Below are 24945 nucleotides of genomic sequence, written 5' to 3'. Positions count from 1 at the left end.
CTGATTGATGGAAAGAGGGATCGCGCATGCACAAGCTGCTCATCGTCGGGGCCGGCCGGGGCGGAACGGCGCTCCTGCGGCTGCTGAGCAACATGGAGGAGATGACGATCATCGCCGTGGTGGATGAGCGGAGCGACGCGCCGGGCCTGGAACTGGCCCGTTCGCTGGGAATCGAGGTCGGCACCGATTTTCGGCCGTATCTGTCCCGGGACGTGGACGTGATTCTGGAGGCGACCGGCAACCAGGCGGCCTATGAAGAGATCCTGCGCCTCAAACAGGAAAAGACGGCGCTGATTCCGGGGACGTTTACCGGCATCATCATGAAGCTGATCAGCGAGCGGGAGGCGCTGATCGCCGCTTTGACGCAGAACCAGCGGGAGCGGGAGACCATGCTGAACTCCACCCATGACGCGATCATCGCCGTCAACCGGCAGGGGGTGATCACCCTGTTCAACAAGGCGGCGGAACGGCTGATGGGCCTCGAGGCAGCGGATGTGCTGGGGACGGTAGCAGCGGAGAAGATCCCCAACACGCGCTTACATATTGTATTGGAGACGGGGCAGCCGGAGCTCAACCAGGAGCAGGTGCTGCCCAATCAGACGCGCATCATCACCAACCGCGTTCCCGTACGCAACGAACAAGGCGAGGTGGTGGGCGCCGTCGCCATCTTCCGCGACATCACGGAAATCATGGCGCTGGCGGAAGAAGTGACCGACCTGAAAGAACTGAAAAGCATGCTGCAGGCGATCATTCATTCGTCCGACGAGGCCATCTCGGTCGTCGACGCCAAGGGAAACGGCCTGTTAATCAATCCCGCGTACACCCGGCTGACCGGCCTGCAGCCTGACGACATCATCGGCAAGCCGGCAACGGTGGACATCTCCGAAGGGGACAGCATGCACATGCGTGTCCTGAAGACAAAAAAGCCGGTTCGCGGCGTACATATGAAGTTGGGACCGAAACGCAAGGACGTCGTCGTCAACGTGGCTCCGGTCATGGTGGACGGGGAGCTGAAAGGCAGCGTCGGGGTGATCCACGACGTGTCGGAGATCAAACGGCTGACGGAAGAACTGGAGCGGGCCCACCAGATTATCCGCACCCTCGAAGCCAAGTACACCTTCGCCGACATCATCGGTTTCAGCGAGCCGATGCGGGCGGCAATCGAACAGGCGCAAAAGGCCGCCTTGACCCGGGCGACCGTGCTCTTGCGCGGCGAATCGGGGACGGGCAAGGAACTGTTTGCCCACGCCATCCACAACGCCAGCGAACGCAAGTACAAGCAGTTCATCCGCGTCAACTGCGCCGCGATTTCGGAGCATCTGCTGGAGAGCGAACTGTTCGGATACGAGGAGGGAGCGTTCACGGGCGCGAGGCGCGGCGGCAAGCGGGGTTTGTTCGAGGAAGCCAGCGGCGGCACCATTTTTCTCGATGAAATCGGCGAACTGTCGATGAGCATGCAGGTAAAACTGCTTCGCGTCCTGCAGGAGCGGGAGGTGGTGCGCGTCGGCGGCACCAAGGCGATCGACGTCGACGTCCGCGTCATTGCCGCCACCCACGTCAACCTGGAATCGGCGATCCAGGCGGGCCGCTTTCGGGAAGACTTGTACTACCGGCTCCTCGTGGTGCCGATCTACATCCCGCCGCTGCGGCAGCGGCTGGAGGACATACAGCCGCTCGCCCTGCACCTGCTGCGCAAGTACAATCAGGAGTACGGGCGCAGCGTCGAGGAGATCGCCCCGGAGACGCTGCGGATCCTGCTCTCCTACCACTGGCCGGGCAATGTGCGGGAGCTGGAAAACGTGCTGGGCCGGGCGATGATCCACATGCGGATCAGCGAGCGGGTCATCCTGCCGGAGCATCTGCCGCCGCTGGAACGAAAAAGCGGAAACCTCGGCGGACCGGGACAGCCGTTTGCCGCCTCCACGGGCAAGACGCTGAAAGAGGCGGTGGAAGAAGCGGAGCGGCAGCACATCATCCGCGAACTGGCCGCCGCTCGCGGCAACCGGACGCTGGCGGCCAAACGCCTGGGCATTTCGATCCGCAGCCTTTATTACAAGCTGGAAAAGCTGGGGATCGCCGAGGAGCAGAGCTGAGCGAGACGACCATGCAATTTTTTGCATGCAACCTTTTGCCTATCCGTGCAAAATCATGCACAGGGCAGAGGCAAGCCCGAGCGGGTCCTTCGCAAAAATGAAGCGCTTTCATTCCCTTTCTTTTATGGCACGACTATTGCATAATATACCAATCGGGGAGCAGGCAGAAGGGCCTTCTCCGCACGACTGCCGGATTGCGAAGACGAATCATACTAGGGAGGTTTCATCATGAACATCTTTGATTACATGCAAAAGTACGACTATGAGCAGCTTGTCTTCTGTCAAGACGAAAACTCCGGTTTGAAAGCGATCATCTGCATTCACGATACGACACTGGGACCGGCCCTGGGCGGCACGCGCATGTGGCCGTACAAATCCGAGGAAGAAGCAATTGTTGACGTGCTCAGGCTCGCCCGCGGGATGACCTACAAAAACGCGGCGGCCGGCCTGAATATCGGCGGCGGAAAAGCCGTGATCATCGGCGATCCGCGCAAAGACAAGAGCGAGGAACTGTTCCGGGCCTTTGGCCGCTACATCCAGGGATTGAACGGCCGCTACATCACGGCCGAGGACGTGGGAACGACCGTGGCCGACATGGACATGATCCATCTGGAAACAGACTTTGTCACCGGCGTCTCTCCGGCGTTCGGCTCCAGCGGCAACCCCTCGCCGGTAACCGCCTACGGCGTATACCGCGGCATGAAGGCAGCCGCTAAGCTGGCGTTTGGCAGTGACGACCTGTCGGGCCGCGTGGTGGCGGTGCAGGGCGTGGGCAACGTGGCGTACAACCTCTGCCGCCACCTGCATGAAGAAGGTGCCCATCTGATTGTGACCGACATCAACGAGGAGAACGTCAACCGTGCCGTTGAGGACTTTGGCGCGAAAGCGGTCGGCGTCAACGAGATTTTCAGCGTCGACTGCGACATTTTCTCGCCGTGCGCGCTCGGGGCGATCATCAACGACGACACGATTCCGCTGCTGAAGGCGAAGGTGATCGCCGGCGCGGCCAACAACCAGTTGAAAGAAGAACGGCATGGCGATATGATTCATGAGATGGGCATCATCTACGCGCCGGACTACGTGATCAACGCGGGCGGCGTGATCAACGTGGCGGATGAGCTGCAGGGCTACAACCGGGAGCGGGCGCTGAAAAAGGTGGAGACGATCTACGACAACATCCTGAAGGTGTTCGAGATCGCTGAACGTGACGGCGTACCGTCCTACAAGGCGGCCGACCGCATGGCGGAAGAGCGCATCGCCAGCGTCGCCAAGTCCCGCAACACATTCCTGCGGAACGGCAAGACTGTTTATCACCGCTAATACCGCCGTCTGACCGGCGGCTTGTCCGGGGAGCGCCCGCGGCAGCGCTGCGGACGCCCCGATACATAACCAGCCGAGTGAATGTTCATATTCGCCGGACGCGAAAGCAGATCCCGGACGGTGGAGTCGGCCCCAGCCGCTCCCCCACGGACGAAAGGAGATGGAACGCATGTCACAGGAATTTGATCTCGTCGTGTTGGGAGGCGGGACAGGCGGTTACGTCGCGGCGATCCGCGCCTCCCAGTTGGGGATGAAAGTGGCGATCGTCGAAAAGGAGAAGCTGGGCGGCACCTGCCTGCACCGCGGCTGCATCCCCTCCAAGGCGCTGCTGCGCAGTGCCGAGGTGTACGCGACCCTGAAGGAAAGCGACAAGTACGGCGTCTTGGCCGACAGCGTGGGCTACGACTTCCGCAAGGTGCAGTCGCGCAAGCAGGGGATCGTCGAGCAGCTGCACAAGGGCGTTCAGTACCTGATGAAAAAAGGGAACATTGCGGTTTTTGAAGGGGTTGGCCGCGTCATGGGGCCGTCGATTTTTTCGCCGCAGGCAGGGGCCGTGCGGGTGGAAAAGCCGAACGGGGACCAGGAGATGATCGTCCCCCGCTTTTTGCTCATTGCCACCGGTTCCCGCCCCCGGACGCTGCCGGGCTTGACGATTGACGGCACAGATGTGGTGACGAGCGACGAAGCGCTTCAATGGGAAGAACTGCCGTCGTCCGTCACGATTGTCGGCGGCGGCGTGATCGGCATTGAGTGGGCCTCCATGCTGAACGACTTCGGCGTCGAGGTGACGGTGGTGGAGTACGCCGACCGGATCCTGCCGCTGGAAGACGAGGAGATCAGCAAGGAGATGGCCCGCCTGCTGAAAAAGCGCAAGGTGAACATCGTCACCGGCGCAAAGGTGCTGCCGGACACCCTGGAGAAATCGGACGGCCGCGTCTCGATTCAGGCGGAGACGGCCGGCGGCGTGCAGACGTTTGCGGCCGAGAAGCTGCTGGTATCCGTAGGACGGCAGGCCAACGTGGAAAACATCGGCCTGGAGGCGACGGAGATCAAGGTGGAGCGCGGCGTGATCGCCGTCAACCAGCACTATCAGACGGCGGAGTCACACATCTACGCCATCGGCGACGTCATCGGCGGACTGCAGCTTGCCCACGTGGCCTCGCACGAAGGCATCCTGGCCGTGGAACACATGGCCGGCCTCAATCCGGAGCCGCTGGACTACAGCAAAGTGCCGAAGTGCACGTACAGCCGGCCGGAGGTGGCCAATGTCGGCCTGACGGAAGCGGAAGCGCGCCAGCAGGGCTACGAGGTAAAGGTCGGCAAATTCAGTTTCAAACCGTTGGGGAAAGCGCTCGTCCACGGCGAAAACGACGGCTTTGTCAAGGTGGTGGCCGATGCGAAGACCAACGACCTTTTGGGCGTGCACATGATCGGCCCCCACGTGACGGACATGATTTCCGAAGCGGGACTGGCCCGCGTCCTGGACGCCGCTCCGTGGGAAATCGGCCATGCCATACACCCGCATCCGACCCTGTCCGAAGCGCTCATGGAAGCGGCGCTGGCAGTGGACGGCAAGGCGATTCACATTTAGCGCGAATAGCAAGGAGGGTATCCGACGATGACAACCAAGCGTCATGAACAAGTGGGCTTGACGGACGCGCAGGTGCTGGACATGTACTATTACATGCTCCTGGCGCGCAAGATTGACGAGCGCCAATGGCTGCTGAACCGGGCGGGCAAGGTGCCGTTCGTCATTTCCTGCCAGGGGCAGGAAGCGGCGCAGGTGGGAGCGGCCTTTGCCCTGCAGAAGGGAAAGGACTACCTCTGCCCGTATTACCGCGACCTCGGCGTGGTGCTGGTCTTTGGACAGACGGCGCGCGACTGCATGCTGTCGGCGTTCGCCAAGGCGGAAGACCCGAACAGCGGCGGCCGGCAGATGCCCGGTCACTTCGGCGGTAAGAAGTGGAACATCCTGACCGGATCCAGCCCGGTGACGACGCAGGTGCCGCACGCAGTGGGCATCGCGCTGGCCGGCAAAATGCAGAAAAAGGACTTCGTCGTCTACACGTCGTTCGGCGAAGGCTCCAGCAACCAGGGGGACTTCCACGAAGGGGCCAACTTTGCCGGCGTTCACAAGCTGCCCGTCATCTTCTTCTGCGAGAACAACAAGTACGCCATCTCTGTGCCGTTGAAAAAACAGCTCGCCTGCGAAAGCGTGGCGGACCGCGCGATCGGATACGGCTTTCCGGGCGTCAGCGTGGACGGCAACGACCCGATTGAAGTGTACCGGGTGATGAAGGAAGCGGTGGAGCGGGCCCGCTCCGGCGGAGGTCCGACGCTGATCGAAGCGGTCATGTACCGCCTCGTCCCCCACTCCAGCGACGACGACGACCGCACCTACCGGACGCGTGAAGAAGTGGAAGAAGCGAAGAAAAAAGACCCGATCCTGCTGTTCGGCCAATACCTGAAAGAGGTGGGCCTGATGGATGAGAACAAGGAGCAGGACTTGCTGGCCCGCGTGCAGATGGAAGTGGACGAGGCGACGGAGTACGCGGAAAACGCGCCTTATCCGGCGCCGGAATCGACGCTCACGCACGTGTACGGGGAATAAGGGGGTATCCAGATGGCAGTCATTTCGTTTATTGATGCGATTACCATGGCGATGCGCGAGGAAATGAGGCGCGATCCCAACGTGTTCATTCTCGGAGAGGACGTCGGCGTGCGCGGCGGCGTGTTTCGCGCCACCGTCGGTCTGATCGAAGAGTTTGGCGAAGAGCGCGTCATCGACACGCCTCTGGCGGAATCGGCCATCGTCGGCGTGGGGATCGGGGCCGCGGCGTACGGCATGCGCCCGATCGCCGAGATCCAGTTCGCCGACTTCATCATGCCGGCCGTCAACCAGATCGTCAGCGAAGCGGCGAAAATGCGCTACCGGTCCAACGGCGACTGGTACTGCCCGATCACGATCCGCGCCCCATTTGGCGGCGGCGTGCACGGAGCGCTGTACCACTCCCAGTCCGTGGAAGCGCTGTTTACCAACGTGCCCGGCCTGAAAGTGGTGGCGCCGTCCACGCCGTACGACGCCAAAGGCCTGCTGAAAGCGGCCATCCGCGACGACGACCCCGTCCTCTTTTTCGAGCACAAGCGCTGCTACCGCCTGATCAAAGGGGAAGTGCCCGAGGAGGATTACGTCCTGCCGATCGGCAAGGCGGACGTCAAGCGGGAAGGGACGGACATCACGGTGATTTCGTACGGGCTGACGCTCCACTTCTGCCTGCAGGCGGCGGAAAAGCTGGCCGAAGAAGGCATCAGCGCCCATGTGCTGGATCTGCGCACGCTGTATCCGCTGGACAAGGAAGCGATTGCGGAAGCGGCCGCCAAGACGGGCAAGGTGCTGATCGTCCACGAAGACAACAAGGAAGGCGGCGTCGGCGCGGAAGTGGCTGCCGTGATCGCCGAACAATGTCTGTTTGACCTGGATGCGCCGATCAAGCGCCTGTGCGGCCCTGACGTTCCGGCCATGCCGTACAGTCCGCCGATGGAGAAGTTTTTCATGCTCAACCCGGACAAAGTGCTGGAAGCGATGCGGGAACTGGCGCATTTTTAAGGGGTTCAATAAGGCGATAGGAGGACCGTGGACATGGCAACAAAAGTGCTAATGCCCCAGCTTGGCGAAAGCGTGACCGAAGGCACCATCACCAAATGGCTGGTGAAGGTGGGAGATGTGGTCAAGAAATACGATCCGTTGGCCGAAGTGACCACGGACAAGGTAAATGCGGAAGTGCCGTCCACCGTCTCCGGTCGGGTAACGGAGATCGTCGTGCCCGAGGGAGAGACGGTGGCAGTGGGGACGCTGATCCTGTACATCGAAGAGGAGGGCGTCGCGGCTGAGCCGCAGGCCCCGGCGGCAGCGGAGCCCGTCGCGGCAGCAGCGCCCGCAGCTCCGGCCAAGCCCGTCAGCGCGACGCCGAAAGCCCCGTCCCAACCGGCAGCGGCCGCCGAACGGCAGGGCGGCAAGCAGCGCTATTCGCCGGCGGTGCTGCGATTGGCGCAGGAACACGGGATCGACCTGTCCCGCGTCAACGGAACCGGACTGGGCGGACGGGTGACGCGCAAAGACGTGCAGGCGATCATCGACGCGGGCGGCCAGCCGCCGGCAGCGGCCGAGACCCCGGCAGCGGCGGCACCTGCCCAGCGGCCTATGGAAGCTTCGGCGGTAAGCACTCCGTCCGCCCAGCCCGCTGCGCCGGCCGCCTCCGCTGCGGCGTCGGCAGGCGCGAGCGCCTTTGACATCCCGGTGGCGGCGGGTGATCAGATCATCCCGGTGACGCCCGTGCGCAGGACGATTGCCAACCGGATGGTGCAGAGCAAACACGAAGCCCCTCACGCTTGGACGATGGTGGAAGTGGACGTGACCAACCTGGTCAACTTCCGCAATCAGGTCAAAGAGGAGTTCAAGCGCAAGGAAGGGGTAAACCTCACCTTCCTGCCGTTTTTCATCAAGGCCGTGGTGGAAGCGCTCAAGGAATACCCGATGCTCAACTCCACCTGGGCGGGCGACAAGATCATCGTCAGGAAAAACATCAACATCTCCATCGCCGTGGCGACGGAGGAGGCGCTGTTCGTGCCCGTGATCAAGGACGCGGACCAAAAGTCGATTCTCGGCATCGCCAAATCGATCGAGGATCTGGCGGCCCGCACGCGCGCCGGCAAACTGACGGTGGAAGACATGACAGGCGGCACATTCACGGTGAACAACACCGGCTCGTTCGGCTCCGTTCTGTCCATGCCGATCATCAACGCCCCGCAGGCGGCCATTCTCAGCGTGGAGGCGATCGTCAAACGGCCGGTGGTGATCGACGACATGATCGCCATCCGTTCGATGGTGAACCTTTGCCTCTCGCTGGACCACCGCGTGCTGGACGGCCTCGTCTGCGGCCGCTTCCTGCAAAGCGTCAAGCAGAAGCTGGAGGCCATCGGCCCGGACACCAAACTGTACTAGCCAACGCGACACAAGGCCAGATTCCCACAGGAATCTGGCCTTTCTCATGTTTGCTGAATTTTTGTGTAACCATTTTGTAACCTTTTGCCTGCTTCCGTCGTCATACCATAATGAACCGGTTGGGTTTACCATTTTCCGATGAACAGATTCCCTCTGTTTCGTATTTATGGTAAACTGATAGCGGTTCGACAAAAAGAGAGTGTGAAAGATTACGAGAAGCATGGGAGGACGAACATGGAGAAGAGCAAGAAGACACTTCCAATCGTGTTGGCTACTGCGCTTGTATCCACGCCGCTGATGGTGACCCCGCCATCCGCATATGCAATCGACGACCTGTACGTTGACCCTGAGGACGATACGGCTGGCGAAGAAAGCGCGTATACGATCGAGTTCACGCTGGAAAAAGACTTGAAGAAGGGCGACATCATCTACATCAGGTTTGACAAGGACTTTGACATCGATTCCGACATTGATGAAGACGATATCGATGCCAATGTGGATATTAAGAAAGTCGCAGTCTCCGGCAGAACGATCGAGATCACCGTTGACGAAGCCGTGGATGCGGGAGAGGATATCTCCATCGACATCGACAGCGGCATCACCAACCCGGATGACGAGGATACCTACATCGTCTCCGTGAAAACGTCCAGGGAAACCTGGGAAGACTACGAGGTCGACATCTACGACGACAGCTCAAGTTCGGGCAAGAGCAGCGAATTTGACGTGTCCATCAACCGCACGACAGAAGGTGACACGGCCAAATACGAATTGGGCCCGATCAAGTTGAAGGACAAACTAACCAAAGGCGATTGGGTCACCGTCTACTTCCCGGATGAAGACATGCTGCCGAGCAAAATTAGCACGGACGATGTGGACATCAACGAGTATGAACCCGACGACGTCAGAATTTCCGGCAAGAAAGTGGAACTCAAGGTGCCGTCCAAAGCCGCCGGCAGCAAATCATTGACCATCACGTTCTATGAAGCTGCGGGAATTGAGAATCCCGATGCAGACGACGACTACGTTATCGAAGTCAAATGGGATGGCACTACATACAAATCGGAAAAATTTGAAATCAAACGTTCCAGCTCCAGTTCGACCAGCGGTTCGGGGGACTTCAGTATTACCCTGTCCGACTCCGGTGTGGGAGCGCGTTCCAGCTATACGTTTGAAGCCGACTTTGGCAGCAAGAAGCTGAATTCCGACAGCGACGTAATCATCGAATTCCCGTCCGCCGACATGGTCCCGGGCTATCTCAATCCGTCCGACTTTTCCATTAACGGCAAAACACCGCGCAAGGTGGCGCCGTCCGGCAACAAAATCTACCTGACCACGCCGTACAGCTTCACCTCTTCCAGCAAAGTCAAGGTGGACATCTCGTACGATGCCTGGCTGACCAATCCGAAAACGGCGGGAAGCTACCAGTTGAAGATGACGGTGGACGGCAAAACGATCACGTCCAAACCTTTCACCATCTCGGGTACGTCGGTCACGCCGGCACCGACGCCGACACCGAACCCGGCTCCGGCAGCGGGCACGCCTGCCCAGGTCAACAACAGCACGTCCACCATCACGCTGACCAACACGGCCGTGGGCAAACCGACCGGCGTCAACATCGCGATCAAGGGCGTGACGATGCCGCTGTACAAGCAGCGCGACTTCATCGAGATCGTGTTCCCGGCCGGCTACCGCGTACCTGCCTACATCGCTCCGGCGAACGTGACGGTAAATGGCGTCGCTGCCAACTTCGTCGCCGTTCGCGGTCAAAATGTGCTGGTCTATCCGGCGCAGGACATTCCGGCTGGCGGCGCAGCCAATGTCGTGATCGGCGCAGGCGCCAACATCATTAACCCGTCGGTGAAAAACGCGTACAGCATCAGCGTGTTTACGTCTGAGGAAAAAGGCCTGCTGTTTGCCCGTGCCGTCGGCGTAGGCATGCCGGCACCGGCGCAAAACCCGGCAACGCCGCAGCCGCAGCCGCAACCGCAGCCTGCGGTGACCGTTCCGGCAAACGCGGCGCTGTTTAAACTGAACACGCCGTCGTTCACGCTGCACGGCAAGAGCTACCCGCTGCAGGCGGCGCCATACCTGGCCAACGGCAGCACGACAATGGTTCCGGCGCAGTTCTTTAAAGAAGCGCTGGCGCTGACCACCATCTGGAACAACAATACCGTAACGATTGTCAGCGGCACGAACCAGATCAAACTCACGGTTGGCGCCAAGACAGCCCGTGTCGGCGGCAAGGAAGTAACCCTGCCCGCGCCTGTCGTGCTGAAAAACAACATGCCGATGATCCCGATCCGTTTCGTGACGGATTCGCTCGGCTACAAAGTGGGCTGGGATGCCAAAACGTCCAGCGTGTACGTCTACCGCTAATCCCCAGCGGCGCATGAAAAACCCCCTTCCAATGCGGAAGGGGGTTTTCCGTTGTACGGGGCTGGATGCCGCCTGCCTGTCTACGGCTGAAAGTAGAAAAACATCGGGACGACCAGCGAAATCACCAGCACGATTACCAACACTTTGGCAAACAGGGACTGATTCCTCATCGTAACTACCTCCTGAACCGGGCCTTGCAAAAATTACTTCACGAAAAGTGGAAATTGTCGCGTTATTGTGTACTTCGCTGTGCTAGAATTGGAAGGGGGAGCCTTTCCTTCCTCCTTGCCAATTACACAGGAAACGGGGGTTGACCGGTGACTACAAAAGATTGTACCGAACTGTACCGGAAGTGGCAACAGGAGCTGGCCGCGCGTCTGGCAAAGACGCCGGAGCGCAAACAGCGCTTTGCCACCTCGTCGGATATTGAGATAGATCCGCTGTACGTGCCGGATCCGATTGATGACGCTTACATGGAAAAAATTGGGTTCCCGGGCGAATATCCCTATACCCGCGGCGTTCAGCCCAACATGTACCGCGGCCGTCTGTGGACGATGCGCCAATACGCCGGATTCGGTTCGGCGGAGGAGACCAACAAGCGCTTTCGTTATCTGCTGGAACAGGGACAAACCGGGCTCAGCGTGGCCTTTGACCTGCCGACCCAGATCGGGTACGACTCCGACGATCCGATGGCGGCTGGCGAGGTGGGCAAGGTGGGGGTCGCGATCGATTCGCTGGAGGACATGGAGACCCTGCTGGCGGGAATTCCGCTCGACAAGGTCAGCACGTCGATGACGATCAACGCGCCCGCTTCCGTGCTGCTGGCGATGTACATCGCCGTGGCGGAAAAGCAGGGGGTGCCGTCGGAAAAGCTGTCGGGCACGATTCAAAACGACATTCTCAAGGAGTACATCGCGCGAGGCACGTACATCTTTCCGCCGAAGCCGTCGATGCGGCTGATCACCGACATCTTTGCCTACTGCGCCAAACACGTGCCCAAGTGGAACACCATTTCCATCAGCGGCTACCACATTCGGGAGGCCGGGTCCACCGCCGTGCAGGAAGTCGCCTTTACCCTCGCGGACGGCATGGCCTACGTGGAAGCGGCGCTGCGGGCCGGATTGGACATCGATCAGTTTGCGCCGCAGTTGTCGTTTTTCTTCAACGGGCACAATCACTTCTTTGAAGAGATCGCGAAGTTCCGCGCGGCACGCCGGATGTGGGCGCGCCTGATGCGGGAGCGCTACGGGGCCAAGAATCCGAAGTCCTGGCAGTTCCGCGTCCACACCCAGACGGGCGGTTCGACGCTGACCGCGCAGCAGCCGGACAACAACATCGTGCGCGTGACCATACAGGCCCTGGCCGCGGTGCTGGGCGGCACGCAAAGCCTGCACACCAACTCGCGCGACGAGGCGCTCGCCCTGCCGACGGAGGAATCGGCGCGGATTGCGCTGCGGACGCAGCAAATCATCGCGTTTGAGAGCGGCGTGACCGACACCGTCGATCCCCTGGCCGGTTCGTACTACGTCGAGTACCTGACCGACCAGATCGAGTCCAGAGCGCTGGAATATCTGGAAAAAATCGAACAGATGGGCGGGGCGGTGGCCGCCGTGGAAGCGGGCTACATGCAGCGAGAAATTCAAAAGCAGGCCTATGAAACGCAGCGGAAGATCGAATCGGGCGAAGAAAAAGTGGTCGGCATGAACTGCTTTCAACTGGAAAACGAGCCGCAGCCCGAGCTGCTCCGCGTCGATCCGGCCTTGGGCCGCAAACAAAAGGAGCGCCTGGATGCGCTGCGGGCGCGTCGTGACAATCTCATTGTCGAGCAAACGCTCAATCGGCTGCGGGCAGGCGCGGAGGGGACGGAAAACCTCATGCCGCTGATTTTGGAGTGTGTCCGAAGCTACGCCACCATCGGCGAAATCTGCGGCGTGCTGCGCGAGGTGTTCGGCGAGTACCGCGCCGTGTAGGAACAGCCGCTGTCAAGGATTCACAGTGAACAAGGGGGATCAACATGGAACGAACCATTCGCGTACTGGTAGCCAAACCGGGGCTGGACGGCCATGACCGCGGCGCTTTGGTGGTCGCGCAAGCGCTGCGGGACGAGGGCATGGAAGTGGTCTATACCGGGCTGCGGCAAACGCCCGCGCAGATTGTCAGCGCCGCCATACAGGAGGACGTGGACGTCATCGGCCTGTCGTGTCTGTCGGGCGCCCACAACGAGCTGTTTCCGGAAGTGGTGCGCCTGCTCAGGGAACAGGGGGCGGACGACATACTCGTCATCGGCGGCGGGGTCATTCCGCAGGAGGACATTCCCTATCTGAAATCGCAGGGGATCGCCGAGGTCTTTACTCCGGGGACGCCGACGCGGGTGACAGCCGATTTCATCCGCTCCCAGGTAAAGCGCAAACGGATGAGCCTGCAGCCCGCTCCCAACAAAATCGCCCACATCGGCATCGCCGTCAAAAGCCTGGAGGATGCCCTGCCGTTCTACACGGAGCAGTTGGGGCTGCCGCTGCTGGGGACGGAAGAGGTGGCTTCGGAACAGGTGCGAGTGGCGTTTTTGGGGATCGGCGAGAGCCGCATCGAGCTCCTGGAGCCGAGCGGTCCGGACAGCCCGATCGCCCGTTTCATCGAAAAGCGGGGAGAAGGCATTCATCACATTGCCCTCGACGTGGACGATGTGAACGAGCGCTTGCTCCGCCTGCGCGAAAACGGCGTTCCGCTGATCCATGAAACGGCCAAGCCGGGTGCCCACGGTGCGCAGATTGCTTTCCTGCACCCCAAGGGGGCGCATGGCGTCCTGTACGAACTGTGTCAGGGTCCGGCAGCATCCGAGAGCAAGGAGGAAGCGGCACATGAATGAAGCGATGTACGAAAAAATAGACGACATGTACGAACGGAAGCGGAAGGTGGAGATGGGCGGCGGCGACGAAAAAATCGCCGCCCAGCACAACCGGGGCAAACTGACGGCCAGGGAACGGCTTGACATCCTGCTCGATCCGGACAGTTTCGTGGAACTGCAGCCGTTCGTCAAACACCGGGCCACCCACTTCGGCATGGACAAGCTGGAGGCGCCAGGCGAAGGCGTGGTCACCGGTTACGGCAGGATCAACGGACGCCTGGTGTACGTGTTTGCCCAGGACTTCACCGTCTTTGGCGGAGCCCTGGGAGAAATGCACGCCAGAAAGATCGCCAACATCATGGATTTGGCGGCGAAAAACGGCGCCCCGATCATCGGCCTGAACGACTCCGGCGGCGCGCGGATCCAGGAAGGGGTCGTCTCCCTGGACGGGTACGGCCATATTTTTTACCGCAATTCCATTTATTCCGGGGTTGTCCCGCAAATCTCCGTGATTCTCGGTCCGTGCGCGGGCGGGGCGGTGTATTCGCCGGCCATTACCGACTACGTCTTTATGGTGGAGAAGACGTCGCAGATGTTCATCACCGGCCCCAAGGTGATCGAGACGGTCACCGGCGAAAAAATCTCCAGCGAAGACCTGGGCGGCGCCTCGGTGCATTCCGCCATCAGCGGCAACGCCCATTTCACGGCGGAGACGGAAGAGGACGTGCTGCAACAGGTGCGCCGCCTGCTCGCCTTTCTTCCGCAAAACTACCGCGAGGAACCCCCGCGCCTCCCGTACGAGGGGGACCCGGGCGACTGGCTGGAAGAGCTGATCGAGTTGGTACCCGTGGCCGGAACGAAAGTGTACGACGTGAAAAAAGTGCTGGAGAAAGTGGTGGACCACGGCGATTTTCTGGAGGTGCAGCCCAATTTTGCCCGCAACATTGTGGTCGGCTTCGGCCGCATCAACGGACAAAGCGTGGGGTTGATCGCCAACCAGCCCAAAGTGATGGCCGGCGGGTTGGACATCGATTCCTCGGACAAGCTGGCCCGGTTTATCCGCACCTGCGACGCGTTTAACGTGCCGCTGATCACGTTTGTGGACGTCACCGGCTTTTTCCCGGGCATCAATCAGGAGCACGGCGGAATCATCCGCCACGGGGCGAAAATCCTGTACGCCTATTCGGAAGCGACCGTGCCGAAGATCAGCGTCATCACGCGCAAGGCGTACGGAGGAGCGTACGTCGCGCTCAACTCCAAGGCGATCGGTGCAGATGTGGTCTACGCCTGGCCGAACGCGGAGATTGCCGTGATGGGCCCGGAGGGGGCGGCCAACGTCATCTTCGCCCGGGACATCGAGCAAAGCGACGATCCGGCCGCCACACGGCAGGCGAAGATCGCCGAATACCGCGAGAAATTTGCCAATCCGTACGTCGCGGCGGAGCACGGCATGGTGGACGACGTGATCGATCCGCGGGAGACGCGCAAGTACCTGAAGCTGTCGCTGGAGATGCTGAAGAACAAACAGGAGCAGCGGCCCGCCAAGAAACACGGAAACATCCCGCTGTGATCCGTTTGTTTGGCGGAAGAGTCCCGTACTTTTGAATGTTCAGGCAGTCGGCCGGACGGTTTGCGGGAATGCATGGTAGAAAAAAATTTTTTGCGGTATACTGGTACATGTGGGTAATTGGCAAGGAATGTGAATCCTCCCGGCCCGAGCGGCAGCAGCGTGCGGCATGAGGAGAAAAGCCAGGACACGGCCGCATCGGTGGTGCGGCGGACCGGGGTTCCCGCAAAAATCTGGGCCCTGCCGGCTGCGGAGCAATCATCGCGAAGCGGCAGGCCATCTTTCAGGGAGGAATCGGGTGTGATCAACCAGGAACGATTGCTGAACGAGTTTCTGGAGCTCGTCCAAATCGACAGCGAGACCAAACATGAGGCGGCCATTGCCAAGGTGCTGAAGGAAAAATTGACGGACCTGGGCTTTACGGTGCAGGAAGACGACGCGGCTGCCAAAACAGGCCACGGCGCCAACAACCTGATCGCGACGCTGGAGGGCACCGCCCCAGGGCCGACCATTCTGTTCAGCAGCCACATGGACACGGTCGTGCCGGGCAGCGGCATCAAACCGCAGGTGCGCGACGGTTACGTCTATTCCGACGGGACCACCATTCTCGGCGCTGACGACAAGGCCGGCATCGCCGCGATTTTTGAAGCGATGCGCACGCTGAAGGAGCAAAATTTGCCGCATCCGACGATCCAGGTCGTGCTCACGGTGGGCGAAGAGTCCGGCCTCGTCGGTTCCCGCGCCATGGACGCCAGCCTGCTGAAGGCGGAAATGGGCTTTATCCTGGATTCCGAGGGACCGGTGGGCAAGATCACCGTCGCCGGAGCGGGTCAGTATCGGATTGTGACGAAAATCTACGGCAAGGCCGCACACGCCGGCGTCAATCCGGAGGACGGCATCAGCGCCATCACCGTCGCCAGCAAGGCCATCTCCCGCATGCCGCTCGGCCGCATCGACGCGGACACGACCGCCAATGTAGGCCGCTTTGAAGGCGGCAAGGCGTACAACATCGTGACCGACTACGTGGAAGTCTGGTCCGAGGCGCGCAGCCTGGTGATGGACAAGCTGGAGGCGCAGGTGAAAAAGATGACCACCGCCTTTGAAGAAGCGGCGGCGGAAATGGGGGCACGCTGCGAAAACGACGTGATCTTCATGTATCACGGCTACAAATACAGCGAAGAGACCCCGGTGGTGCAAAAGGCGATCGCCGCCGTGAAGCGCATCGGCCGCGAACCGGAGCTGATTGCCAGCGGCGGCGGCAGCGACGGCAACATTTTCAACGGATTCGGCATTCCGAGCGTCAACTTCGGCATTGGGTACGAAGAAATCCATACGAAAAACGAGCGCATGCCGATTGCGGAACTGAACAAGGCAGCGGAACTGGTGCTGGCGATCATCGCCGAAGTGCTGGAATAAGGAGCGCGGTGTGCGGGCCGGGATACCTGACAGGGGTCCCGGCCATTTTTTGTGCGCGTGCGAGCGGTGCAAGGGAAAGGGTGGCCATGCCGCTTACGCGAAAGGACGCTCATCCCGGGAACATCTCGACGATTGGGACAAGCCATGCCGAACATAGACTGAACATGAGAAGACCCCTGAAACAAAGAAGGGGAGGAGGGGAGTGACATGCTTCGCGTGGCAGTGGGGATGGTGACAGAGGTACGGGAGAAGCGGCCGGGCGTGCAGATCCTGGAAGTGCGCCTGCACGACAGCGGCCTCGCCGAGCCGGCCGTCTCGTTTTTCGACGAGGAGTTCGCCGCGGGCGACGAGGTTCTGGTGAACACGACCGCCGTTCGGCTTCAACTGGGAACGGGCGGGTTCCACATCGTCATGGGGAAAACGGGGAGAACCGTCGAAACGGATCTGTCCCCAGGGGCATGGGGACACGTGATGAAAATGCGCTATGCGCCCTCGCAGCTCGCCGTCGATACGGTGGAAGAGCAGGACAGCCCGTATCACGAACGGTTCCGGGATGAGTCGCTTTCGCTGGAGGGAACACCTGTGCTGATCGGTGAACTGCACAGCCTGCTTCCGGCAGCCGCAGCGGCGGTCGCATGGGCGGCACCGGAAAAACGCCTGGTGTACGTGATGCCGGACGCCGCTTCGCTGCCGATCGCCCTGAGCCGACAGGTGGCGCGCCTGAAGTCGGCAGGCGTGCTGGCGGCAACCGTCACCACGGGACACGCCTGGGGCGGCGACCGGGAAACCGTGACAATCCACAACGGCCTCTTGGCGGCCCGGCATGTGGAACGGGCGGACGTGATCCTGTGCTTTCTCGGCCCGGGTGTGACCGGAACAGGAACGCCGCTGGGCTTTTCGGGCATGCAGTTGGCGGAGGTGATTCACGCCGTTTCCCTTTTGGGAGGCGTCCCCTTTTTCATCCCCCGTCTCAGCTTTGCCGATCCCCGCGAACGCCACTTTGGCGTCAGCCATCACTCGCGGACCGTCCTTGGCCGATTTGCGCTGCGGCCGGTGCTTTTGGTGGTGCCCGCATTTGGCGACGGGCGCGACGACATTGTGCGCAGCCAAACGGCCGATCTGATCCGCGGCGGCAGCCACGTGCCCGTGAGCGGCCCGGCACCGGATCATGGGCATCTGGAGCGGTTGGAGCGGACCTTTGGCCTGTCGTTTGTCACCATGGGCAGGCACTGGCGGGAAGATCCGGCCCCGTTTCAGGCGGCTGTTCTGGCCGGGGACCTCGCGGTGCGGAGCGCTCCCTTTTTGGCCGGGTGTGCTAGCGGCGGGAAACACCGCTGCGTCGGGCCAGATACTCTTGCAGCGTTAGCTCTTTTTTTGACCAGGAGCGGAGTGTAGCGCGGATTTCCCACACTTTGCCGACCATGCGCAGCTGCTTTTCGCTTACATAGGTTTTCATCCCTGTACGCCTCCGATACAATAAGGGTGGACAAGCGTCTTGCTCCCAACTTATGAGGCAGCCGGACGCGTTTAGAACCAGACCCTGCGAAAAAGGATGATGAGCGTGAGCGATCAAGACCGTTTTTACGAAAAGACCATCAGCAGCCAGCCGATTTACGACGGACGGATTATCAAGGTAAAGGTGGATGAGGTGCTGCTGCCCAACGGCAAGACGGCAAAGCGGGAAATTGTCAACCACCAGGGAGCGGTGGCGGTTCTGCCGCTGACGACGGACGGCAGGATGGTGGCCGTGCGCCAGTTCCGCAAACCGCTGGAGCGGACCATCGTGGAGATTCCGGCAGGCAAGCTGGAGCCAGGAGAAGAGCCGCTTGCCTGCGCCAAGCGCGAACTGGAAGAAGAGACGGGGTATCAGGCCGCCAAGTACGACCACCTCAGCTCGTTCTACACCTCACCGGGGTTTGCCGACGAAATCATGCACCTCTATGTGGCCACCGGCTTGACAAAAGGGGAAAGCCGACCCGACGAGGACGAGTTTGTCGAGGTGCTGGAGCTGACGCTGGAAGAGGCGAAAGAACTGCATCGCACGGGAGAGATTTGCGACGCCAAGACCGTCGCGGCACTGTTTGCCTGGGAGAATCGGGTGCTGCATGAACGGGGTTGACAGCCGCCTGCCGCGCTACTTCTGTGACATGCACATCCACATCGGCGGAACGAACAGCGGCAAACCGGTCAAAATCACCGCGTCCCGGCAGATGACCCTGACGCGGATTCTGGAAGAAGCGTCCGAGCGGAAAGGCATGGACGTCATCGGGATCATCGACGCTCACGCCCCGGAGGTGCAGGAGGAGCTGATCGGCCTGCTGGAAAAGGGAGCGGCGGAAGAGCACAGGGACGGCGGCGTTCAGTACAAGCAGACCCTGCTGATTCTCGGATGCGAGGTGGAGATTAAGGAACCGGGACGGGGAGAGGCCCATTTCCTCTGTTACCTGCCGAGCGTGGGGGACATGCGGCTCTTCACCGACTGGCTCTCCCGCCGCTGCAAAAACGTCCATCTCAGCTCCCAGCGGATCGGCGCCACACTGCGGGAACTGCAGGAGAGGGTCGCCGAAGGGGGCGGCGTGCTGGTTCCGGCCCATATTTTCACGCCGCACAAAGGCTTGTACGGAAGCTGCACCGATTCGCTCGCGGAGGTGGCGGATCCCTCGCTGATCCCCGCCGTCGAACTGGGGCTCAGCGCCAATACGGACATGGCCGACCGGTTGACGGAACTGCATGACAAGACGTTCCTGACCAATTCCGACGCCCATTCGCTGGCGAAAATCGGCCGCGAGTACCAGGCGATCGCCATGGGCGAACGCTCGTTTCGGGAGTGGAAACGGGCCCTGCGCAGGGAAGCGGGGAGAGGCGTCGCGGTCAACTACGGTCTTCATCCGCAGTTGGGGAAATACCATCAGACCGCGTGCCAATCGTGCCAGTCGACGCTTCCGGCGGACGCCGTTGGCCGCTGTCCGCAGTGCGGCTTCAAACGGGTGGTCCGGGGTGTCTTTGACCGGATCGAACAGTTGGCTGATTGTCCGCCCGGCGTCCATCCGCCGTTTCGTCCACCGTACGTGGAGCAGGTGCCGCTGGAGTTTATCCCCGGAGTCGGCCCCAGGCTGCGGGACAGGCTGTACCGCGCGTTTGGGACGGAGATGAACATTCTTCACCGGGTCGGCAGGGAGGAGTTGGCCGGCGTCGTCGGCGAGCGGATTGCGGACCTGATCGTCCAGGCCAGGGAAGGACGGCTGAACGTCAAGGCCGGAGGAGCCGGCACGTACGGCAGGATCGTGACGGCGGGCAAGGCATAGGCGCCCGGGTTTCCGCATAAGCTGTACAGTAATCAGCGTTGCGGGAGGGGAACCGGCGTGCGGGCAAGAGTCGGACAAACAATCCAGGCATATGCGAAAGACCATCAGTCGCTTTACTGGTTCACGATCGTACTGTTTGCGATGGGCATTATTTTTGGAGCCGTGATCGTCAATTCCTTGCCGCTTTCCCAGAGGCAGGAGCTGTTCGGCTTTCTGCAGTACTTTTTCAACAATCTCGGCAGCCAGGGCATTCCCGAGCCGACGGCCCACTTCCAGCAGGCGTTCGGCCACTACGCGAAAACGGTGGGGATCCTGTGGGTGCTGGGGCTGTCCATCATCGGCCTGCCGATGATCCTTCTGCTGCTGTTTCTCAAAGGGGTGGTCGTCGGATTTACGGTCGGCTTTCTGGTGAATCAGCTTCAGTGGCACGGCGTGACGCTGGCGCTGGCGGGCGTGCTGCCGCAAAATCTGCTGGTGGTGCCGGCCCTCTTTATCGTCGGGGTGAGCGGCATCTCGTTTTCCCTGCGGCTGATCAAGACGCGGCTCCTGAGCAAACGGGACGTGATTCTGCCCCACTTCGTCGGCTACACCGTGCTGGTCGTCGCCATGCTGGCCGTCCTGACGGTGGCGGCGCTGTTCGAGACGTTCGTTTCCCCCAGGTTGATGCAGATGGTGCTTAATTAAGAATAATTCTCATCTAATAACGTATGCATTTGACTTCTGGAACACCCCTCTACTATAATAGGAGCAGGTTTCATGCGAGCGGGGAGGGGCACTTATGTTGGAAGAAAAGTTAGAGAAGATCAAGCAGCAACTACATTCCCAGAACTATAAACTGACGCCACAACGTGAAGCCACTGTTCGCGTTTTACTGGAAAACGAGGAAGATCACCTGAGTGCGGAAGACGTCTACCTCTTGGTCAAGGAAAAAGCCCCGGAAATCGGTCTCGCCACGGTGTATCGGACCCTGGAACTGTTGAGCGAGCTGAAGATCATTCACAAGATGAACTTCGGCGACGGGGTGGCCCGCTACGATCTGCGCGACGACAACGCCGAGTACCACCACCACCACCTGATCTGCCTGAACTGCGGCACGGTGGATGAGATCTTTGAAGACCTGCTTGTCTCCGCAGAGGAAAAGGTCAAGAATGTTTACAACTTTTATATTACCGACCATCGGCTCACCTTCTACGGCATTTGCCATCGCTGCATTGACAAGGTGAATGTGGAGGACTTCAAATAGAAAAACTTCTCTGTGACGGAGAAGTTTTTCTTTTTTTCCCGCGCCGGGTTATGGAGCGGGACGTCCGGTGGCATGATAAGGAAAGCGCAACGCGAGCCACAGGAGGCGAATGAGTGATGATCATCGGGGTGCCAAAGGAAATCAAGGACAACGAAAACCGCGTGGGGCTGACCCCCGCCGGAGTGAGCGCATACAAACAGGCGGGCCATCGCGTGCTGGTCGAGACGCAGGCGGGGACCGGTTCCGGTTTTTCCGACGAAGACTTTTCCGCGGCCGGCGCGGAGATCCTCGGCAGCGCCAAGGAGGTATGGCAGCAGGCGGAAATGATCTGCAAGGTGAAAGAACCGCTGCCCGCCGAATATGGGTTCTTTCGCGAAAACCTGATCTTGTTTACCTATCTGCATCTGGCGCCGGAGCGGGAGCTGACCGAGCAGCTTTGCGCCAAGAAAGTGGTGGCGATCGCCTACGAGACGATCCAGACCGATGACGGTTCCCTGCCGCTGTTGATGCCGATGAGCGAGGTGGCCGGCCGCATGTCGGTGCAGATCGGCGCGCAGTTCCTGGAAAAGCCGCACGGAGGCAAGGGGGTCCTGCTGGGGGGCGTCCCCGGTGTCACGCCGGCCAACGTGGTCATCGTCGGCGGCGGCATCGTCGGGACCAATGCAGCCAAAATGGCGGTCGGCCTGGGGGCGCAGGTGACGATTCTCGACATCAACGCCAACCGGCTGCGCGAACTGGACGATCTGTTCCAGGGACGGCTGCGGACGCTGATGTCCAACCAGTACAACATCGCGCAGGCAGTGAAGGAAGCCGACCTCCTGATCGGGGCCGTCCTGATCCCCGGATCGCGGGCGCCCAAGCTGGTGACGGAGGAGATGGTCAAGTCGATGTCTCCCGGATCGGTCATCGTCGACGTGGCGATCGATCAGGGGGGCTCGATCGAGACGGTGGACCGGATTACCACGCACAGTGAACCGACATACGTCAAACACGGCGTCGTCCACTACGCGGTGGCCAACATGCCGGGAGCGGTGCCGCGCACGTCGACAATCGCCCTGAGCAATGTTACAATACCCTACGGCCTGCAGTTGGCGAACAAAGGGTATCGCGCCGCCATCGCGCAAAACCGGGCGCTCGCCCGCGGTGTCAACGTGCTGAACGGCCACGTGGTGTACGAAGCGGTGGCCACATCGCTGAATCTGCCGTATGTGCCGCTGGATGACGCGCTGCACGACCTGCCGGTGTAGCGTTCAGAATGGAGCGGGGGACAGGCGCATATACTGGAGGTAACACGGAAGCGGGGAGGATTGTCATCGATGCGATTTCCGTTTCGGCGGCTGATGGAGATACTCCGGTTTTTCCTCCTATTCGTTACCTGCACGCTGTTGTCCTACGGGATCATCAGCCTGCTGTCCGACAGGTTCATGCCAGGCGATCCCTACCGCGAACCGCACGGCAATGCCGTCAAAGTGGTGAAGCTGATCAATGCCCAGGGGTCCGAAGATTGGGACGGGTACCTGGCCCGGCTGCAGTTGTTTTACCTGACGGGAGAGTAACGGTCACCTTTTTCGCGGGAAAAAAGAGGACTTTTCCGCTCCGCGTGGAAAGCATAACAAGACACTTACCTGAAGGGGAACAGCTTCATGGACATGCTGATCGATCAATTCATCCATTTCCTTGCTGTGGAAAAGGGGCTGTCGCCCAATACGCTCGAATCGTATCAGCGGGATATGGTTGCCTATACGGCTTACCTGCAGGAGCAGGGGGTGAACCGTATCGAGGACTCCACGCGGAGCCAGATTATCGGCTATCTGATGACCCTGCAGGAAAAGGGGCGGGCCACGGCCACCCTGTCCCGCAACCTGGCGTCCATCCGGGCCTTTTATCAATTCCTCGTCCGCGACAAATACATAGACAAGGACCCGTCCATCCATCTGGAGACCCCCAAAATCGAAAAGCGCCTGCCCAAGGTGCTCTCGGTCGAAGAAGTGGAACGGCTTCTCGACAGCCCGCCGGTCAACTCCCCGGCGGGGCTGCGCGACAAAGCGATGCTGGAACTGCTTTACGCGACCGGCATCCGCGTCTCCGAACTGGTCAACCTGGATGTGAGCGACGTCAACCTGGAGATGGGATTCGTCAAATGCATGGGCAAGGGGTCCAAAGAGCGGATCATCCCGCTCGGCTCCGTCGCCATTCAAATGGTTCGCCACTACCTGCAGGCGGGGCGGCCGAAGCTGTTGAAGGAGCCGGGCGAGACCGCCCTGTTTCTCAACCATCTGGGCAAGCAGATCACCCGGCAGGGGTTCTGGAAGATCATCAAGCGCTACGCGCAGAAGGCCAACATCCGGACGGAAATCACGCCGCACACGCTGCGCCACTCGTTTGCCACGCACCTGTTGGAAAACGGCGCGGATCTCCGGTCGGTTCAGGAAATGCTGGGTCACGCGGACATCTCCACGACGCAGATCTACACCCATGTGACCCGTTCGCGCATCAAGGACATTTACGCCAAAACCCACCCGAGAGCATAGTCTCTCTTTTTTTCCTCGTCAGACGTCTGACGACTGAACACTTGGATGATTGTTGCAGGAGGCGGTTCACATGCCACGTTTTTCTCGAGTCTTTTTAATTGTGATGGACAGCGTCGGAATCGGGGAGCTGCCGGATGCGGCCCGCTTCAACGACGAAGGCGCCCATACGCTGGGCCATATCGCCGAACACGTCGACGGCTTTGCCGTGCCCCATCTGCAGGCGCTCGGCCTGGGCAATATCGCCCCGCTGCGGAACGTCCCGGCAGCGGAGGCTCCCAAGGCGCACTGGGGGAAAATGAAAGAGATCTCCATCGGCAAGGACACGACGACGGGACACTGGGAGATCATGGGCCTGCACGTGTCTACGCCGTTTCGCACCTATCCGAACGGCTTTCCCGCCGAGCTGATCCGCGAATTTGAGCAGCGGATCGGGCGCAAGGTGCTGGGCAACAAGGTGGCGTCCGGCACCGAGATCATTGAGGAACTGGGCGAGGAGCACATGCGGACCGGCGACGTGATCGTCTATACCTCGGCCGACAGCGTGTTCCAGGTGGCGGCGCACGAAGAAGTGGTGCCGCTGGAAGAGCTGTACCGGATCTGCCAGATCGCCCGCGAGCTGACGCTGCGGGACGAATTTGCCGTCACCCGCGTCATCGCCCGTCCGTTCGTCGGCAAGCCGGGGGCGTTTGTGCGCACGGCCAACCGGCATGATTACTCCGTCAAGCCGTTTGCGCCGACGGTCATGAACCGGCTTGTGGAAGCGGGGTTGACGTCGATTGCGATCGGCAAAATCAGCGACATTTACGCCGACGAGGGCATCACCCGCTCCATCCGGACCAAGGACAACATGGACGGCGTGGACCAGCTGCTGAAAACGATGAACGAGGAGTTTACCGGCTTGAGCTTTGTCAACCTGGTCGACTTTGACGCCAAGTTTGGCCACCGCCGCGATCCCGAAGGCTACGGCCGGGCGCTGATGGAGTTTGACGCCCGCATTCCAGAGCTTCTCGGCGCGCTTGGCGACGGCGACCTGTTGATCATCACCGCCGATCACGGCAACGACCCGGTTCACCACGGCACGGACCACACCCGCGAATACGTGCCGCTTCTGGTCTACCACAAGGGCATCGTCCAGGGAAGCGATTTGGGCGTTCGCGGCACGTTTGCCGACGTCGGCGCCACGATTGCCGAAAACTTTGGCGTCAAGGCGCCCGAGATCGGGGAAAGCTTTTTGGCCAGACTGTAAA

General features: G+C 60.7%; 20 protein-coding genes. All 20 read left to right on the top strand.

The genetic code is table 11. From position 1 onward, the window contains the following. Positions 1-26: 26 nt before the first annotated feature. The 20 genes from A6764_RS13530 (at position 27) to deoB (ending at position 24944) form a co-directional block, all read left to right on the top strand. Positions 27-2093 carry a sigma 54-interacting transcriptional regulator gene (locus tag A6764_RS13530; protein WP_029099501.1) on the top strand — a complete coding sequence of 689 codons (2067 nt, stop codon included), beginning with the start codon at positions 27-29 and terminating at the stop codon, positions 2091-2093. Positions 2094-2321: 228 nt separating this feature from the next. Further along, positions 2322-3413 carry a Glu/Leu/Phe/Val dehydrogenase dimerization domain-containing protein gene (locus A6764_RS13525; RefSeq protein ID WP_044897632.1) on the top strand — a complete coding sequence of 364 codons (1092 nt, stop codon included), beginning with the start codon at positions 2322-2324 and terminating at the stop codon, positions 3411-3413. Between the two features lie 169 nt (positions 3414-3582). Beyond that, positions 3583-5004: a dihydrolipoyl dehydrogenase gene (gene lpdA, locus A6764_RS13520; RefSeq protein ID WP_029099503.1), complete on the top strand. Its 1422-nt coding sequence runs from the start codon at positions 3583-3585 to the stop codon at positions 5002-5004. A gap of 27 nt (positions 5005-5031) precedes the next feature. Further along, positions 5032-6024 carry a thiamine pyrophosphate-dependent dehydrogenase E1 component subunit alpha gene (locus tag A6764_RS13515; RefSeq protein ID WP_035297914.1) on the top strand — a complete coding sequence of 331 codons (993 nt, stop codon included), beginning with the start codon at positions 5032-5034 and terminating at the stop codon, positions 6022-6024. Between the two features lie 12 nt (positions 6025-6036). After that, positions 6037-7020 (top strand): alpha-ketoacid dehydrogenase subunit beta, encoded by a 984-nt coding sequence (locus tag A6764_RS13510; protein WP_035297912.1) that lies wholly within the window; start codon positions 6037-6039, stop codon positions 7018-7020. A gap of 33 nt (positions 7021-7053) precedes the next feature. After that, positions 7054-8415, top strand: a complete 1362-nt coding sequence (locus A6764_RS13505) for a dihydrolipoamide acetyltransferase family protein (protein WP_264622252.1) — start codon at positions 7054-7056, stop codon at positions 8413-8415. A 234-nt stretch (positions 8416-8649) separates the two neighbouring features. Next, positions 8650-10791 carry a copper amine oxidase N-terminal domain-containing protein gene (locus A6764_RS13500; protein ID WP_065066243.1) on the top strand — a complete coding sequence of 714 codons (2142 nt, stop codon included), beginning with the start codon at positions 8650-8652 and terminating at the stop codon, positions 10789-10791. A 317-nt stretch (positions 10792-11108) separates the two neighbouring features. Further along, complete coding sequence (locus tag A6764_RS13495) at positions 11109-12761, top strand: acyl-CoA mutase large subunit family protein (protein WP_065066244.1); 1653 nt, start codon at positions 11109-11111, stop codon at positions 12759-12761. A 44-nt stretch (positions 12762-12805) separates the two neighbouring features. Next, positions 12806-13657: a methylmalonyl-CoA epimerase gene (gene mce / locus A6764_RS13490; RefSeq protein WP_035289710.1), complete on the top strand. Its 852-nt coding sequence runs from the start codon at positions 12806-12808 to the stop codon at positions 13655-13657. Then, positions 13650-15206, top strand: a complete 1557-nt coding sequence (locus A6764_RS13485) for an acyl-CoA carboxylase subunit beta (protein ID WP_065066245.1) — start codon at positions 13650-13652, stop codon at positions 15204-15206. The genes mce and A6764_RS13485 overlap by 8 nt, the downstream gene beginning before the upstream one ends. 297 nt (positions 15207-15503) lie before the next feature. Further along, on the top strand, positions 15504-16619 hold the full coding sequence (locus tag A6764_RS13480) for a M20/M25/M40 family metallo-hydrolase (protein WP_065066246.1): 1116 nt from the start codon (positions 15504-15506) through the stop codon (positions 16617-16619). Positions 16620-16826: 207 nt separating this feature from the next. Beyond that, complete coding sequence (locus A6764_RS13475; protein WP_065066247.1) at positions 16827-18014, top strand: DUF3866 family protein; 1188 nt, start codon at positions 16827-16829, stop codon at positions 18012-18014. A 166-nt stretch (positions 18015-18180) separates the two neighbouring features. Then, positions 18181-18738: an NUDIX domain-containing protein gene (locus tag A6764_RS13470; protein WP_083989703.1), complete on the top strand. Its 558-nt coding sequence runs from the start codon at positions 18181-18183 to the stop codon at positions 18736-18738. Continuing rightward, positions 18725-19924, top strand: a complete 1200-nt coding sequence (locus A6764_RS13465; RefSeq protein WP_044898947.1) for an endonuclease Q family protein — start codon at positions 18725-18727, stop codon at positions 19922-19924. Before A6764_RS13470 ends, A6764_RS13465 begins: the two co-directional genes overlap by 14 nt. Before the next feature lie 57 nt (positions 19925-19981). Next, the gene (gene spoIIM / locus A6764_RS13460) at positions 19982-20608 is read left to right on the top strand and encodes a stage II sporulation protein M (RefSeq protein WP_035297905.1); all 627 of its coding nucleotides are present in this window, start codon (positions 19982-19984) and stop codon (positions 20606-20608) included. Between the two features lie 94 nt (positions 20609-20702). Then, entirely contained in the window at positions 20703-21167 is a 465-nt protein-coding gene (locus A6764_RS13455; protein WP_035289716.1) for a ferric iron uptake transcriptional regulator, read from the top strand. A 116-nt stretch (positions 21168-21283) separates the two neighbouring features. After that, a complete protein-coding gene (gene ald, locus A6764_RS13450; protein WP_029099517.1) occupies positions 21284-22414 on the top strand; it encodes an alanine dehydrogenase in 1131 nt (376 codons plus the stop codon). A gap of 69 nt (positions 22415-22483) precedes the next feature. Next, positions 22484-22723, top strand: a complete 240-nt coding sequence (locus tag A6764_RS13445; protein ID WP_029099518.1) for a YqzK family protein — start codon at positions 22484-22486, stop codon at positions 22721-22723. A gap of 87 nt (positions 22724-22810) precedes the next feature. Next, entirely contained in the window at positions 22811-23698 is an 888-nt protein-coding gene (gene xerD, locus A6764_RS13440; protein WP_065066249.1) for a site-specific tyrosine recombinase XerD, read from the top strand. A gap of 70 nt (positions 23699-23768) precedes the next feature. After that, positions 23769-24944, top strand: coding sequence for a phosphopentomutase (gene deoB, locus A6764_RS13435; RefSeq protein ID WP_065066250.1), 1176 nt, complete (start codon positions 23769-23771; stop codon positions 24942-24944). The last annotated feature ends 1 nt before the right edge of the window (position 24945 follow it).

Origin of the sequence: Brevibacillus sp. WF146, from assembly GCF_001673705.2 — a bacterium.
Classification (GTDB): Bacteria; Bacillota; Bacilli; order Brevibacillales; family Brevibacillaceae; genus Brevibacillus; species Brevibacillus thermoruber.
Note: the sequence above shows the minus strand (reverse complement) of the source record. Positions and strands in the feature narration are given on the sequence as shown.

Bases quoted from the DNA above. Each gene is read 5' to 3' on its own strand.
- A6764_RS13510 (WP_035297912.1), top strand. From the start codon at position 6,037: ATGGCAGTCATTTCGTTTATTGATGCGATTACCATGGCGATGCGCGAG.
- A6764_RS13465 (WP_044898947.1), top strand. From the start codon at position 18,725: ATGAACGGGGTTGACAGCCGCCTGCCGCGCTACTTCTGTGACATGCAC.
- mce (WP_035289710.1), top strand. From the start codon at position 12,806: ATGGAACGAACCATTCGCGTACTGGTAGCCAAACCGGGGCTGGACGGC.
- A6764_RS13505 (WP_264622252.1), top strand. From the start codon at position 7,054: ATGGCAACAAAAGTGCTAATGCCCCAGCTTGGCGAAAGCGTGACCGAA.
- xerD (WP_065066249.1), top strand. From the start codon at position 22,811: ATGGACATGCTGATCGATCAATTCATCCATTTCCTTGCTGTGGAAAAG.
- lpdA (WP_029099503.1), top strand. From the start codon at position 3,583: ATGTCACAGGAATTTGATCTCGTCGTGTTGGGAGGCGGGACAGGCGGT.
- A6764_RS13525 (WP_044897632.1), top strand. From the start codon at position 2,322: ATGAACATCTTTGATTACATGCAAAAGTACGACTATGAGCAGCTTGTC.
- A6764_RS13500 (WP_065066243.1), top strand. From the start codon at position 8,650: ATGGAGAAGAGCAAGAAGACACTTCCAATCGTGTTGGCTACTGCGCTT.
- A6764_RS13485 (WP_065066245.1), top strand. From the start codon at position 13,650: ATGAATGAAGCGATGTACGAAAAAATAGACGACATGTACGAACGGAAG.
- A6764_RS13530 (WP_029099501.1), top strand. From the start codon at position 27: ATGCACAAGCTGCTCATCGTCGGGGCCGGCCGGGGCGGAACGGCGCTC.
- A6764_RS13445 (WP_029099518.1), top strand. From the start codon at position 22,484: ATGCGATTTCCGTTTCGGCGGCTGATGGAGATACTCCGGTTTTTCCTC.
- deoB (WP_065066250.1), top strand. From the start codon at position 23,769: ATGCCACGTTTTTCTCGAGTCTTTTTAATTGTGATGGACAGCGTCGGA.
- A6764_RS13475 (WP_065066247.1), top strand. From the start codon at position 16,827: ATGCTTCGCGTGGCAGTGGGGATGGTGACAGAGGTACGGGAGAAGCGG.
- ald (WP_029099517.1), top strand. From the start codon at position 21,284: ATGATCATCGGGGTGCCAAAGGAAATCAAGGACAACGAAAACCGCGTG.
- A6764_RS13455 (WP_035289716.1), top strand. From the start codon at position 20,703: ATGTTGGAAGAAAAGTTAGAGAAGATCAAGCAGCAACTACATTCCCAG.
- A6764_RS13515 (WP_035297914.1), top strand. From the start codon at position 5,032: ATGACAACCAAGCGTCATGAACAAGTGGGCTTGACGGACGCGCAGGTG.